Below are 14,942 nucleotides of genomic sequence, written 5' to 3' on the forward strand. Positions count from 1 at the left end.
AAACGCTTTCTTTTACTTTTGTATTTTTGAATCTATGTATGTTTGCGTGTACGTTTCAAATAATTGTTGCTCCTGATCGTTTAATTGAGTAATTCTTACTGGAGCAATTCCAACACCATTCTCTAATATTCCTAACTCACGGTGATTTGTCTTAAATGCTCCTTCTTCAGAGAATTCTTTAATAGCAGTATAAATAGCAACATCTATATTCTTTAACATCGAAGTAATCACTGTTTTTTCTGCCACATAAAACTGATCACTATCTGCTCCAATCGCAAATATATCATGATTTGCCGCTTCTTCAATTACACCTAGGCCAGTAAAGCCCGCTGCAGGATAAATAATATCAACGTTTTCATTTTGAATCATTTGTCTAGCTATCTCTTTTCCATACTCAGGGCTGCCAAAATCATTTGCATAATCAACATGAATAATAATCTCTGGATCTACAGCCTTAACCCCTGATATAAAACCATCTTTAAATTTATTTATTACAGGAATATCAATACCGCCAACAAATCCAACACTGTTTGTTTTTGTTTTTAATCCTGCAATTATTCCCACTAGGTAACTTCCTTCATCCTCTTTAAACGTAATCGATAATACATTGGGCAATTCTATTTTTTGATCAATAAAAAGAAATTGCTGTTCAGGATATTCTTCAGCAACAGCAGTAAAATCCACGATCATATTGTGCCCTAGTCCGATAATAAGATCACAATCCTCTTCCTGGATTAGTTCAACCAAACCTTGATAATACGACTTTGAACTAACTAAATCTCGATAATCAAAAAGAATTCCGAGCTCATCTCTCGCCTTAGTTAAGCCTAAAAAAGCTGTATCATTAAATGATTGATCACCCAACCCATAGTCTGCCAGCATCATTCCAACCTTTAGTTTATCTTGTAAGCTTGTCGTAGCTTGGCTTTGTCCGCAACCATTTAACAAAAAAATTAACAATATTACGGTTATCACCAACCGAAATCTTTCCATTTAATTTGGCTCCTTTATTAAACTTTATTTATTACATTAATAATACTTTAGTCCTTTTGGCCTTATGATTCTTTTATACTATAACCTATATTATATAGGTCTCTTCTATTTAGTAATACTATTTTTGAAAGAATTTCAAATTATCGCAATTCTACAACTTAGGTACAATTAATGATGTTATAATAGTACATAATAACTAGTTAAAATGAATGTAAGGTGAGGAAGTATGGAGAAGTTAAAAATTTTTATTGCTGATGACCAAACATTAATGCGAGAAGGTCTACAAATTATTATTAATCTTGAGGAAGACATGGAAGTCATCGGCACAGCAAGTAATGGTCAGGAAACTCTTGAGCAGGTTAGAAAATTACCACCTGATATTGTATTAATGGACGTCAAAATGCCCATAATGGATGGCATTGAGTGTACGAAACGGTTAAAAAAGGAATTTCCACACATGATCATTTTAATTCTGACAACGTTTCCAGATGAAAAGTTTATTATTGAAGGTCTTGGTTCTGGAGCAAATGGATTTTTTATTAAGGGCATCAACTATGAAAACTTGATTACATCGATTAGAAAAGCTGCTCAAGGCCAATTAATGATTCCAGCTGAAGTGGCCTCGAAACTTGCCGCTAAACTTCACGAATACTACAATATAAATTCATTTGAAACAAAATTACAACAGCTAAAAGACATGAATATCCACTTAACTGATCGAGAATACGATATTATCAAACTTTTGTCTGAAGGTCTCAGCAACCGCTTGATTGCAAATCGACTTTATTTAAGTGAGGGAACCGTAAAAAACTACATTAGTGAAATATATCAAAAATTGAATGTAAAGAATAGACAGGAGGCACTGCAATACATTAAAAATCTATAAAAAACACCTCAATCACTTATTCTTTCCGAGGTGTTTTTATTTATGTTCTAAAATAACATTTATTTTTTCGACAAAAGTTTTTGTTAATTCCGGATCAAATTGAGTTCCACTGTTTGCAATTAATTCTGCTAAAACCGCATCCTTGCCTTTTGCCTTTTGGAATACTCTATCATGCATCATTACATCAAACGCAACAACAATGGCCAACAAGCGACTAATGAATGGGATTTCTATTTCTTTTAACCCATGCGGATAGCCACTGCCATCCCAGTTCTCATGCATCGCTACAATGAAGTCTGCGGCATCCATTTCTCCGATTGCAAGCGCTAATCGGTAACCGATCTCGCTATGTGTTTGCATCATTTCCCATTCTTCATTTGTTAAAGCGGTTGGTTTTCTTAATATCGCAGTGGGAATTGCAATCTTACCTAAATCATGTAATAACACAAGTTTTTCAAGAATTCTCATCTCTGTAGATGCTGGTTCTAGCCCTACCAACTCGGCAAACTTACTTGCCATTTTCTGAATTCTATTCTTTTGACCTGGATCCCTCGTAACCTTGGTTTCCATTAAACTGTGCAACTGACAGACAATCCTTTTTCGAAGACTTTTAGATTCTAAGAGTTTGTGTTTATACATGTCCTTTTCAGCTCGTTTAAATATTTCTGAAAACGGTATATTTCCATCCTGTAGCGTTGCTGCACCTAACGCCAAACTCACTTCAATTGGCTGTTTTTTTGAATTCAGACATTCTCTTTTAATATGTTTTATTACCTGCAGACATTGAAGCTCGTTTGTTTTAGGCAGTAGTACTAAAAATTCATCTCCTCCCCATCTCGCAACCATATCTTGTTCGGAACAGCAATTTAATAATATTTGTGCCGAATATTGAATAAACTGATCTCCTTTTTCATGACCAAACACATCATTCATTAACTTTAATCCATTCATATCAGCAACAATCACACTTAATGGTAGTTGATTTCTATTTAAGAGTGTGGGAAGTATTTTTTTTATATATGAACGATTATAAAGAGATGTTAATTCATCATGGAAGCTTAAATAATCCACCTTTTGCTGATTATTAAACCTTTCCGTAACATCAGTTAATATTAACATCACTATAAAATCTTCATAGCGATCTGTGGAATGGATTATTTTAAAGTCTAGTTCCATTTTTCGGTCATTAATCATCGTAAATCTAGGTAATTGATCTAAGTAGGACAAGTGCGCTTGCTCATTTTCAGTGCTAAACAATGATTTTAGTAGGGCTTTGCAACTTAAATTTATTTCAAAATTATCTTCCCACAGCAAGTCGTGTATAGGAGCACCAATAATTTTCTTCTGAAATATTCGCCTACATTCTGCACTGTATTCCTTATGAACAAGTAAGTCTTTCCCAAATGTTAGGAATCCTTGGCCAGCATTGTCCAACAATATCTTTTTTTCAAATTCACGCTGCTTTAATGTTTCTCCTTGAAGATCACTAATGCTAAAAGCCTTTTTAGTTACTCTCAATAGTTTCTCATAGTGCTGCACAAGTTTCTTATATTCATTCAATAACTGTTTATCGTTGTATGTACCTTTTGCAATAAGTTCTTTCCCTTTTTCCACAATGGATATTTCATGTTTAAAGAGGTTGTTTTTATGGCTATTTGACTCCTCCAATCGCTGCTACCTCCTTTCAAGCTAAACTACGCCCTTGCTACATAGTCTTATGAATTGGCAGCGTAAAGAAGAATGTACTGCCCTCATTCAATTTACTAGTCACTCCAATTTGACCATTATGATGCTCTATGATTTCCTTCGCAATCGCCAATCCTAGGCCAGTTCCTACATTAGCGTTATCCTCATCCACTCTAAAAAAGCGTTCAAATATATATGGAATCGACATTTCGTCTATTCCTACACCATTATCAGAAACTTGTATAATGAGCTCATGTATGTCATTTATACCGTTACGAATAAAACTATTAATCTCAATCTCCCCACCTTGAGGCGTATATTTAATAGCATTATAAATTAAATTAGTTAATACTTGTTTAATTCTTATTTCATCTACCTTGACTACATATCGCTCTTCTTCCTTCGTTACAGCTGATTTAATATTAAAATGATAACCTTGATTGTTCACTTCAAATTTATATTCTTGAATCCAGCTACCTAACAGCTCATTAAGTTGTACGTTTTTTTTAATTACCTTTGATTGTTTAGTTTCTAAGATGGATAAATCAAATAAATCTTGAATCAAATGGTTAACCATCAGAATTCGTTCATAAATCATTTTCAAGCTTTTCTCAGATGATTCAACTTTCCCATCTAAGATTGCCTTTAAATAATTTTGAATAGCTATCATCGGGGAACCCATTTCATGTGATATTTCTGAAATTAATTGTTTCCTTGCTTCCTCAAGTCGGTTTAATTCTGCATTTACCTTTTTTATTTCGTCTTCTCTTTTTTGCAACATCGCCGTTAACAAGTCGCTTATACGGTTTGTTTTTTTGGAAACTTTTAATAACTTTTTATAATCCCCTACTAAACTTACATACTCTTGAATTAAATCACCATCTAAGCCCTCATATTTTTTTAATACCTCTTCCGCATGTTTAATAACGGCAGTTTCTTCAAGAAGTACTTGATTCTTCCCATTACTCATAATCTAGGTAAGCCTCCCTATTCGCTCATTTTGCAATAATATTAAAGGGTAAACTTAAATCCTCTTTAAACTCCTCTGCACATTCTAACTCACTTTCATTTTCTTCATTGTAATACCATGTTATGCCTACTTTTTTACCTTCCAAGTACGCTTCATCAAACAATTCTAATAACATCATGAAACACTTTGTACTACTTGTATTTATATAGGGTAAATTTAATTCGATTTCGACTTGGACCTCTTCTTCTATATTTTCAATATATTTCTCTACCCAATTAAAGATTGGTTCATAAAATTTAAACGCATTTTCTGGATAGGATTGACCTTTAAAAGAAATAATATTGTTTTCTGGATCTAATACTACCTCCGGGCTACTCTTTGTGCTCTCAATCAATAATTTCTCCATAATGTCCTCCTTAAATAACTGCCTTCAATGTAAAAAATGAATAGTTTTGATCTACATCTATGATCGAATACTCTAAAGGCTGGCTCGCTTTTCGTGCCATATCTATAAGACCTAGCCCAGCACTAGAGTTATTTGTCAGTGAAATATCCTTTTTTAATGCTTCCTTATATAGCTTTTTAAGTTCGACATTATTCAATGGAATAAGGTGGTCGATTTTATCAACCAATGGTTTTATATCATTCTTTTCAAGCAAATTACCAGATAAAATATAATTTTGACCATCGTCTAGCTTCCCAATCGTAACAATGCATGAGCCGGAAATCGTTTCGTAGCTTTCAGTATTTTCCTTTGTAAAACAATAGTTTTTGATATTCTGAGTTTGTTCAATAAATATAGAAAACACATTAAATATCTCTTTTTGTGGACGATCTTCTGTCTCTAAGTACTTACGAACCGCTTCTCCCAACTCCTCAATTAACCCTTGAGTTAATTTACCAGAAAAGGTGATGAGAATTTGATTTGACTTCAACGTGTTTTGGATATGCAGCAAATTATTATTTTCCATTCATACGCTCCTTTATTTCCCTCAAGATTGATTAGATTGTGAGGGAATGTAACCTTTATTATAGTAAAAATAAATATTTTATATTAGTGAGAAACAGTCATATCTGAATAGGTATTTCGAACTATTTATTGTTAAACCCACTTTTTGGATGACTTAACAATAAAAACGCAGTGCATTGTAGCTAAGCCTTTTTGAAAGTAAGCGAATAAATTAATTTAACAGCCCAATATTTTTCTAAAAGGAATACCGACGCAACCAATACAAAAAAGGCATACCGGTAAGAAGTAGTTTATTTCACGATCATAAAAAAACACGACTTTGTTATCGGCTAAAAAGTCCTATTCGTCTTTACTAAATAAATATAAACTACTAGTATTAATATTCCAATAATTATATAAAGATTATTAATAGGCGGGTTTCATTTTTTAGAATATAAAATTAGCTTTGTAAGACAAATAAAACACATGTATTTTCACGAAGAAAACTACCATGTGCTTTACTTATTGTCATTTCTGCTAAATTATCGACCCAATCGTTTTAACGTCGGATGTTATGATAGCAGTTGTATTTTAACTTGAGTAATCCACTCTTAGCATATTTCTAATTAATCCGTCTTGGTCCGATTTATTAACAATTAACATACTGTTAATAACTCTTCATGATAAACAACTTCAGACAGAACTTTATTTCCTGAAATCGTTTCTAACTTTGCTCTCGCTTCGACTTCTGAATCAAATTCAAACATTTTAATACCTGTGCTTGAATAAACAACTATTATCCACATAAAGCCTCCAATGGGTTCATAATTAATATTCTAAATTTTCCTCTGATACCATAAATAAAGTAGTTTAGCTTTAGTCTCTTCTTTGTTGTCGTTTGTTTCAAATACATGTGATGTAAAGTTTTTAACCTTTAGCCTTTTACAAAAACAGTTTTAATAGCTGTAAAGAATTCAATCGCAGCCGTACCTTGCTCACGAGAGTGAGAGCTTGAATTTTTCATACCGCCGAATGGAGCTTGTAATTCAACACCAGCACTTTCAGCATTAATACGAACAAGACCTGCATCCATTTCATTAATAAATGAAAGCATTTTGCTAATATTAGTTGTGAAAATAGATGCGCTTAGACCAAATTCTGAGTCATTAGCATATTCTAGCGCTTCTTCTAATGTTTCAACTTTCATTAATGCTAGTACTGGACCAAAGATTTCTTCGCGAGCGATTGTCATATCGCGAGTTACATTATCAAATACAGTTGGTTGAACATAGAAACCATTTTCTAGGCCATTTTCAACAACTCTGCTACCTCCAGCTAATAGAGTAGCTCCTTCTTCTTTACCTTTTTCAATATAATGAAGAACAGTATTCAATTGGCTTTCACTTGCACAAGGTCCCATCCAAGTTTCCTCGCGAAGACCGTCACCAACTTTTAATTCTTTAACTTTAGCAACTAATTTCTCTTTAAATGCTTCATAAACTTCGCTTTGTACAATTACACGGCTAGTACAAGTACATTTTTGGCCTGTTGAACGCAGACCACCGCTGATTGTTGCTTCTACTGCTAAATCTAAATCTGCATCATTAGCAACGATAACTGGGTTTTTACCGCCCATTTCTAATTGGTATTTAGCGCCACGAGCTAAAGCACCTGCTCCTACAGCTTTACCAACTTGGTCTGAACCAGTAAATGTAATTCCATTAATATCTTTGTGATCAATAATACCTTGTCCGATTACAGAACCAGATCCAGTTACTAAGTTTACTACACCTGCAGGTAATCCAGCTTCAGCAAAGCATTCGATAACCTTTGCAGCTGTTACTGCTGTTTCACCAGCTGGTTTAAGCACAACCGTGTTACCATAAACCAAAGCAGGCGCTATTTTCCAAATCGGAATCGCTACAGGGAAGTTCCAAGGTGTAATCACACCTACAACACCTAATGGTTTACGTGTTGTAAACATTAATGCTTCACTATCAGTTGATGGGATTACATCCCCAACTCTTCTCAAGCCTTCTCCTGCATAATAGCGTAGAATTGCGATACCACGAGCTGTTTCACCTTTTGCTTCTGGGAATGTTTTTCCCATTTCTTTTGTCATTGTTGCAGCGATTTCATCGATATTTTTTTCGATAACATTAGCAATTTTATAAAGAAAATCGCCTCTAGCTGAACCTGATAATTTTCTCCATGCAACTTGAGCAGTTTTTGCAGCTGCAACTGCTTTATCTAAATCTTCTTTTGTTGACTTTTGAACATATCCAACGATTTCATTTTTATTAGCAGGATTAATGCTAGCTGTCACTTCTTCTGATGTTCCTGCTACCCATTCACCATTAATGTAGTTCAAANCTGCAACTGCTTTATCTAAATCTTCTTTTGTTGACTTTTGAACATATCCAACGATTTCATTTTTATTAGCAGGATTAATGCTAGCTGTCACTTCTTCTGATGTTCCTGCTACCCATTCACCATTAATATAATTAAAATATGTTTTCTCTAAAGTAATTGCTGTCATATTTCACATTCCTTTCAAAAATGTATTCATAAAACCTAAATGGATTTTTCTTAGTGATAATTACTAGTTTAGACAGTTAACACACTTTAGTGAATTAAATTCACTAATCTTAAATACTATTATATGAAGTAGTAGCCATACCTTGTGCTCCCAATTTCAATGAAATTTCTGATGTTACCTTTAATAACTTTTCCTTAAATTGCTGTTCATTCCCCATGATTCTTACCGTTGGGGCGCAGATACTTACAGCAGCACTTATTTTACCATGTCTAGTAAAGATTGGCGCAGCAATGCACGAGATTCCACTTTCAAATGTTTCATAAGACAAATAATAGCCCCTTTGTCTAATTTGTTCTAGTTCGAGACGAATCATATTAGGGTTAACAGTAGTATGAGGTGAGTAGGCTTTAAATTTTTCGGAATCTAGATAATTGTCAACTAATCTCGGATAGCTATATGCCAAAAGAATTTTCCCAAGACCTGTCGAATAAGGTGGTGATGTAATTGATAAATGAAATTGCAACCGTAGTCCTGATGATTCATTTATATAGCGGTCTAGCAAAACAACGATATTAGAATCTAATATTCCTAGGTGTACAAGTTCATTAATATCTGTAGATAATTCAATAAGGTATGGGCGTGCAACCTTCCTTATATCTAGGCGTTTTTCATACGCTGCTCCTAATTCTAAACAACGTAACCCCAATCTATATTTACCACTTTCTGGATCTCTATCTATAAAACCCTTTTCTCGTAAATTATCAAGTAATTTTACTACATAGCTTTTCCTAAGACCTAATGACTCTGTTAAACTATTTAATGTGCACTCTTCATGATCTTTAAAGTGCAATAAAATATCTAACGTATGCGATACATTGCCGTAAGATTTATTCTCTGTCACAAACTCACCTCCTGCCTTAAGAAACACTTAAATATTTAGTGAACAACATTCTCTATTTTTTGAGTTTAAAGGGAATGACATGAAAAATCAACCATTTCGATTCCTTTTTAGCAATATATTTAACAAAATAGTATCATTTAACCTCATAAACATAACCAATTACAATAATCTAGTGAATATTGGTTACTAATACACCATTGAAATTTTAAAGTTTGTGGTAAGTACACTATGTAGGTAGGATGCCCATACAAATATCGTTTGGACATACCAACCTTAATAGCTCTAACATTAATATAATTGTATTGTTTCTTTTTAATTACTCAATCTCACATGCATTTGCTAATAGTTCTACTAAATGCACAACCTCTACTGCATCAGACATTTGTTCCCTCTTTACCCCCAGTTTCATTTGCAAGTGGCAACCAGGGTTGGTTGTGACAATCATATCCGGTTTTACTCTCTTTACATTCACCATTTTTTGATCTAATATCTCCATTGACTCTTGGTAATTTACTAGATTATAGATTCCTGCAGAGCCACAGCACATATTTTCATCCTGCAATTCCACAAAACGAATACCGGGAATCGATCGTAATAAATCCTTTGGTTCCTTTACCGTTTTTTGGACATTGGTCATGTGACAGGATGGTTGATAGGTTACTATTCTATCTACTTTATGCGTAAATGGTAATTGTAATTGAGATAAAATTACACTAATATCAACGGCTTTTTTTGAAAACTCTTTGGCACGTTCAGCCCATTTTGGGTCATTCTTCAAAAGATGGTCGTATTCTACTAGCATTGCACCACAACCGCCAATTGAGTTTACAATATAGTCAAAAGAGTATTTCTCATAGGCTTCAATATTCTTTTTGGCCAATTCTTTGGCATGGTCCATTTCACCGCTATGACTATGCAATGCCCCACAACAGGTTTGTTCTTTAATTACTGTTACATCACAACCGGCTTTTTGTAACAGTTTTATACTTAAGTCATTAATTTTAGAAAATACTGCATCCATCACACAACCGCTAAAAAAGCCAATGCTCAAAACAGGCTTTTTCTCGGACAGGTGTTTAATAGGACGTTTTTTTCTAGCAAACAATGCGGGTTGTTTAGGGACGATTAGATCAAATTCAGCCATGTGCTCTGGCAGTACCTTTTTAATAATTCCTGTTTTGTGGGTAAGTTTCTGCAGCCCACTGGCTTGGTATACCGTCATCCCTGCACCAATACCTTGGAGCATACGTTTATTGGGAAAGGTATAGTTAAACAATGACTTTCTAAACAGTTTTGTTTTTAAGTCCATTGTTTTATTTTTTTCCTGTTGGATGGCTTCCTTTGCAGACTCAAGAATAGAACCATATTGAACATTTGTTGGGCAAGCTGTTTCACACGCTCTACAGCCTAGACAAAGATCAATAGGTTCCTGCAGTTTATCAATGGATAACTTACCCTCTGCCGCCATTTTGACAAGGTTTATTCTTCCCCTTGGTGACTGCGTTTCTTTTTTCATTGTTTTATAGGTTGGACAAGCAGGTAAACAATAACCACATTGGACACAGCTTAACGTCTCTTCGTAAGCTAGTAGTTCTACGGTGCTTTTTGGATTACTCATGATATAACACCAACTTCTGTCCAGGTTCAGGGAATATTTTTCCTGGATTTAAAATGTTATTAGGATCCCAACTCTGCTTAATCCGTTTCATCATATCTACGCCAACCGGTCCTAGCTCCATTTCCATAAATGGCGCTTTCATTGTTCCAATTCCATGTTCTCCGGAGAGTGTGCCACCAAGTTCAACTGCTGCTTTAAATATTTCTGCGACAGCTTGCTCTACTCTTTCCATTTCCTCTTTATCACGTTTATCAGCAATGATGTTTGGATGGAGATTCCCATCACCGGCATGTCCAAAAACAACTAAATGAATGTTATACTTATCTTTGATTTCTTTTAATCTCTTAAACATATCTGGTATTTTACTACGAGGGACCGTAGCATCTTCTGATATTTTCGTTGGTTTAATTCTAACAATTGCCGGTGAAACAAGTTTTCTTGCTTTCCAAAGATCCTGTGATTCCTTCTGATTATTCGCTACTTTAATTTCTTTTGCACCTACGTTTTCACATACAAGTTTTACCTTCTCAATTTCATCAATAATAGCTTGAGTATGACCATCTAGTTCAATTAACAACATCGCTTCAATATCTGTCGGTAGTCCTAGTGGTTCATATTCCTCAACGGCCACAATCGATGCTTGATCCATCAACTCCATTTTAGCTGGCATAATACCAGAACTTAAGATATTAGAAATGGCTCTCCCTGAATCTATTAAATCATCGAACGTTGCCATTAGTGTCCTTGAATCCTGCGGTTTAGGAATCAATCGTAAGATCGCTTCAGTAACGACTCCAAGAGTTCCTTCTGAACCTACGATTAATTTAGTCAAATCATAACCAGTCACATTTTTCACTGTTCTTCCGCCTGTACGGATTATTTCACCTTCAGGAGTCACAACTTCAAGACCTAGAACGTAATCCTTAGTCACCCCATATTTCAATCCTCTTGGCCCACCAGAATTTTCGGCAAGATTCCCGCCAATTGTTGACACGTTTGAACTACTCGGATCCGGCGGATAAATTAAGCCATATTCATTGGCCGCACTATTAATATCAGCTGTCAGCACTCCAGGAGAGACAATAGCAACTAAATCTTCTGGCTCTATCACTAGCGTTTGATTCCATTGTGAAAAATCTAAGACTATGCCTCCTTTTACAGGTAATGGCCCCCCACTTAAGCTTGTTCCTTGTCCTCTTGGATAAACCGGAACTTTATACTGATTCGCAAGTTTTATAATTTCTGCTACTTCAGCAGTTTCTAAAGGCTGGAGTACAACGTCAGGTAAATAATTGCCGAAGGATGCATCATATCCATAACTATATCGGTCAACTTCTTCCAGCAAAATACGACTCTCATCTCTAATAATAGTTCTTAATTTTTCAATGATCTCAGGTGTGCATGCTTTCATTTTTTCCACATCCTATCACGAAGGTCTCTTAGTAAATACGTCTTTGTTTAATACCCTTTAAATGAGCCCACATATTTTGACGGGCTGCCAACGGGTCTTGTTCAATGATTGCTTTGTAGATTCGTCTATGCTCTTCCATTACCTCTTTATTTAACCTAAAGTTTAATATCGATTGCTCACGGTTTTTCGTTAATTCCCGCACTAATTTATCTGATATTATATTCATAACATTTAGCATTAAAGGATTATGAGCGGCTTCAACTATTGCAAGGTGAAATTGAAGGTCTTCTTCAACTGCAAGCTCCCCTTTTCTTTCAGCCTCGACTAACTTATGAAATATCGTAGCTAATTTATCCTTTTGCACTAAGGTTATTCGTTTGGCTGCATAATAGGCAGCATCTCCTTCAATCGCTTGCCGCAATTCAATTAGTTGTATTAAATCAGCGTTCTTTTCATCAATAATAGTTGAAAATTTATTTAACAGCTCTGTTCCATATTGTTCAGCGACAAAAACACCTACACCCGGTCTAATATTTACAACACCAGCAGTTTCTAATGCGCTAATGGCCTCTTTAACCGATGTCCTTGATACGCCTAACATTTCAGCTAGTGCTCTTTCAGATGGTAGCTTATCCCCTGAAGAAAGCTCTCCCGACTCAATCGATTCTTTAATCCGATCAATAATCTCTTGGTATATACGTTTTCTTTTTTTTATTGGTTTTATGTCCATTTTCAATTTATACCACCTTTATCCCGCGGATTAATCGGCTGTAAGACCCCTTACACTGATTGATTTCCATCTCATTGGACAGGTGGACAGTCCACGTTATATAAAAAAAGACAGCGGAAACAACTCGCCTTCTTCTGTCTTTTTATATATTCCTAAATTTAGATACTCTGATAATTCTGCTGTCCAGACCGTATTGACAATCTGTGTGCTAGTTTAAGCACTTCCTCTTTAGCCATTTCACCTTTTTGCTCCCAATGGCTAGTAGTCATTGCAATACTTACACCTGCAATAATTTGATTGTTAAAGTTATATACCGGCGCTGCTACACAATGGAAACCTTCAGCCGATTCTTGGTGTTCTTCAATATATCCTTGTTGAACTGCTTTTTGTAATTCTCTATACAGGATATCAATTGACGTTATAGTATAAAGTGTCTTGGGTTTCAAAGGCTCTACAGGATAAATAGTCTTTAACTCTGCCAATGAATATTTAGATAATTGGATCTTACCTATAGAGGTTGCATACGCAGGAAATCTCATACCCGGCTCAGTGACTAATTGCACTAATGAGTCATCCTTAACTTTCCCTATATAAATAACGTCACCACCATCTAATAATCCAATTTGCAAATGTTCTTTTACTTTTTTTTGAGTTTCAGTTGCTTCTTCATAAAAAGCTTGCAAGATATTAAATTGTTTAAAATAAGCGGCGCCCAATGCTCCGAGCGTTGTCCCGAGGGAATAAACATCACCTTGGTTTTTTGAAATCCAGCCTAGCTTTTCCATTGTATTTAATAGGATGAAAAGCGAACTTTTATTGATCTCTAGCAGTTTAGAAATATCGATCATTCTATATTTATTAGGACTTTCTGATATGAGATTCAATATTTTGTCTGTTCTTTCCAGTGCCGGATTCCAATATTTTTCTTTCATAAAAATCTCCTTTTACAACTCAGGGTATTTTATTTAAGTATCATTTTGAAATCATGAAGCTTGTAATCTCAGGGAACACTGTAAGAATTATTAAATTCAATAACATAATCAAAATAAATGGAACAATACTCCTAACCAGTGTACTGAATTGAATATCCGATAACGATTTTGCTACGAAGAGGTTAACACCCAAAGGTGGTGTTAATAAACCTATTGCCAAGTTAAAAATCATTAACACACCGAAGTGAGTAAGATTTATGCCATACATTTGTAGCATAGGCAAAAGTATTGGAACAATTAATATAATCGCAGCATTTATTTCTAGGAATGTTCCTACAAATAATAATATTACATTGATTATCATTAAAAATACAAGTGGACTTTCTGTGACTGATGACAATGCACCCGCTACTTTTGTCGGTATTTGTTCAACAGTAATGAGCCAGCTTAATAAATTCGCTGTTGCAATAATAAATAAGACCATTGCAGACAATACTCCCGCTTCTGCAAAAATCTTTTTTAATTCAGAGAATTTCAGCGATTTATATATAAATAATGAAACTACTAATCCATATACACAGGCTACAGCACCCGATTCAGTCGGTGTAAACCAACCAGCGTAAATGCCTCCCAAGATAATAAGTGGCATCATTAAACCAAGAATTGAACGCTTGAAGTTATGAAAAAACCTTTTTAGATTGGTTTTTTCTCCACCTTTGTAACCATATTTCTTAGAGATAATATAACTATAAATCACTAGTGACAGACCCATGAGAGCTCCAGGGATTATTCCAGCAATAAATAAGTCTCCTACACTTGTGCTAGCGGAAATACCATATGTTATAAATGGAATACTCGGAGGTATGATAATGCCGATTGTTCCACTTGCGGCAATTAGCGCTAGTGCAAATTTCTTATCATAGCCTTCCTTAATCATTGCAGGTACCATAATGCTCCCTATTGCAATTACGGTAGCTGGAGCTGATCCTGAAATAGCTGCAAAAAACATACTCGCCATTACTGCGATAATCGCAAATCCTCCAGTTACAGAGCCGACGATACTAGCGGCTAAATCAACTAACCTTTTGGAGATCCCACCAATCTCCATGATTTTACCCGCCACCATAAACAATGGTATGGCCATAAGGGCAAAACTATCTAAACCAGTAATCATTCTTTGAACCGCTACAATTGAATTCAAGTCCGAAGTTAATAAAACAATGGTTGATCCCAAGCCAACAGCAATTGCCAGCGGAACATTCAGAACTAGTAAAACTAATAATAATAAAGCTAAGATTGTAGTCATCTTTACCCTCCCATCTAAATC

General features: G+C 35.0%; 14 protein-coding genes. 1 reads left to right on the top strand and 13 read right to left on the bottom strand.

Annotated features, from left to right (window positions below):
- Positions 1-12: 12 nt before the first annotated feature.
- Positions 13-993, bottom strand: coding sequence for a BMP family lipoprotein (locus C1724_RS15255; RefSeq protein ID WP_102347584.1), 981 nt, complete (start codon positions 991-993; stop codon positions 13-15).
- Between the two features lie 226 nt (positions 994-1,219).
- Here C1724_RS15255 and C1724_RS15260 point away from each other — a divergent pair, with 226 nt between their 5' ends.
- The gene (locus C1724_RS15260) at positions 1,220-1,879 is read left to right on the top strand and encodes a response regulator transcription factor (protein WP_102347585.1); all 660 of its coding nucleotides are present in this window, start codon (positions 1,220-1,222) and stop codon (positions 1,877-1,879) included.
- A gap of 36 nt (positions 1,880-1,915) precedes the next feature.
- On the opposite strand, the gene C1724_RS15265 is transcribed toward C1724_RS15260, so the two are convergent.
- From C1724_RS15265 to C1724_RS15315, 12 genes are all read right to left on the bottom strand, one after another.
- Positions 1,916-3,547, bottom strand: a complete 1,632-nt coding sequence (locus C1724_RS15265; RefSeq protein WP_102347586.1) for a bifunctional diguanylate cyclase/phosphohydrolase — start codon at positions 3,545-3,547, stop codon at positions 1,916-1,918.
- Between the two features lie 37 nt (positions 3,548-3,584).
- The gene (locus C1724_RS15270) at positions 3,585-4,535 is read right to left on the bottom strand and encodes a sensor histidine kinase (protein WP_102347587.1); all 951 of its coding nucleotides are present in this window, start codon (positions 4,533-4,535) and stop codon (positions 3,585-3,587) included.
- A 25-nt stretch (positions 4,536-4,560) separates the two neighbouring features.
- Entirely contained in the window at positions 4,561-4,941 is a 381-nt protein-coding gene (locus C1724_RS15275) for a DUF1987 domain-containing protein (protein ID WP_102347588.1), read from the bottom strand.
- A 10-nt stretch (positions 4,942-4,951) separates the two neighbouring features.
- On the bottom strand, positions 4,952-5,506 hold the full coding sequence (locus C1724_RS15280; RefSeq protein ID WP_102347589.1) for a SiaB family protein kinase: 555 nt from the start codon (positions 5,504-5,506) through the stop codon (positions 4,952-4,954).
- A 634-nt stretch (positions 5,507-6,140) separates the two neighbouring features.
- The gene (locus C1724_RS25680; RefSeq protein WP_180994289.1) at positions 6,141-6,290 is read right to left on the bottom strand and encodes a hypothetical protein; all 150 of its coding nucleotides are present in this window, start codon (positions 6,288-6,290) and stop codon (positions 6,141-6,143) included.
- Positions 6,291-6,418: 128 nt separating this feature from the next.
- Positions 6,419-7,855, bottom strand: a complete 1,437-nt coding sequence (gucD, locus tag C1724_RS15285; protein ID WP_441296783.1) for an alpha-ketoglutaric semialdehyde dehydrogenase GucD — start codon at positions 7,853-7,855, stop codon at positions 6,419-6,421.
- 277 nt (positions 7,856-8,132) lie between these two features.
- Positions 8,133-8,924 (bottom strand): IclR family transcriptional regulator, encoded by a 792-nt coding sequence (locus C1724_RS15290; protein ID WP_102347591.1) that lies wholly within the window; start codon positions 8,922-8,924, stop codon positions 8,133-8,135.
- Positions 8,925-9,240: 316 nt separating this feature from the next.
- Positions 9,241-10,542 (bottom strand): (Fe-S)-binding protein, encoded by a 1,302-nt coding sequence (locus tag C1724_RS15295; RefSeq protein WP_102347592.1) that lies wholly within the window; start codon positions 10,540-10,542, stop codon positions 9,241-9,243.
- On the bottom strand, positions 10,535-11,953 hold the full coding sequence (locus C1724_RS15300) for an FAD-binding oxidoreductase (protein WP_102347593.1): 1,419 nt from the start codon (positions 11,951-11,953) through the stop codon (positions 10,535-10,537). The genes C1724_RS15295 and C1724_RS15300 overlap by 8 nt, the downstream gene beginning before the upstream one ends.
- Positions 11,954-11,981: 28 nt before the next feature.
- Positions 11,982-12,683 carry a FadR/GntR family transcriptional regulator gene (locus C1724_RS15305; RefSeq protein ID WP_102347954.1) on the bottom strand — a complete coding sequence of 234 codons (702 nt, stop codon included), beginning with the start codon at positions 12,681-12,683 and terminating at the stop codon, positions 11,982-11,984.
- Positions 12,684-12,841: 158 nt separating this feature from the next.
- Positions 12,842-13,615, bottom strand: a complete 774-nt coding sequence (locus C1724_RS15310) for an IclR family transcriptional regulator (RefSeq protein ID WP_102347594.1) — start codon at positions 13,613-13,615, stop codon at positions 12,842-12,844.
- Positions 13,616-13,655: 40 nt separating this feature from the next.
- On the bottom strand, positions 13,656-14,921 hold the full coding sequence (locus C1724_RS15315) for a TRAP transporter large permease (protein ID WP_102347595.1): 1,266 nt from the start codon (positions 14,919-14,921) through the stop codon (positions 13,656-13,658).
- Positions 14,922-14,942: the final 21 nt, after the last annotated feature.

Source organism: Bacillus sp. Marseille-P3661, assembly GCF_900240995.1.
GTDB lineage: Bacteria > Bacillota > Bacilli > Bacillales > Bacillaceae_J > OESV01.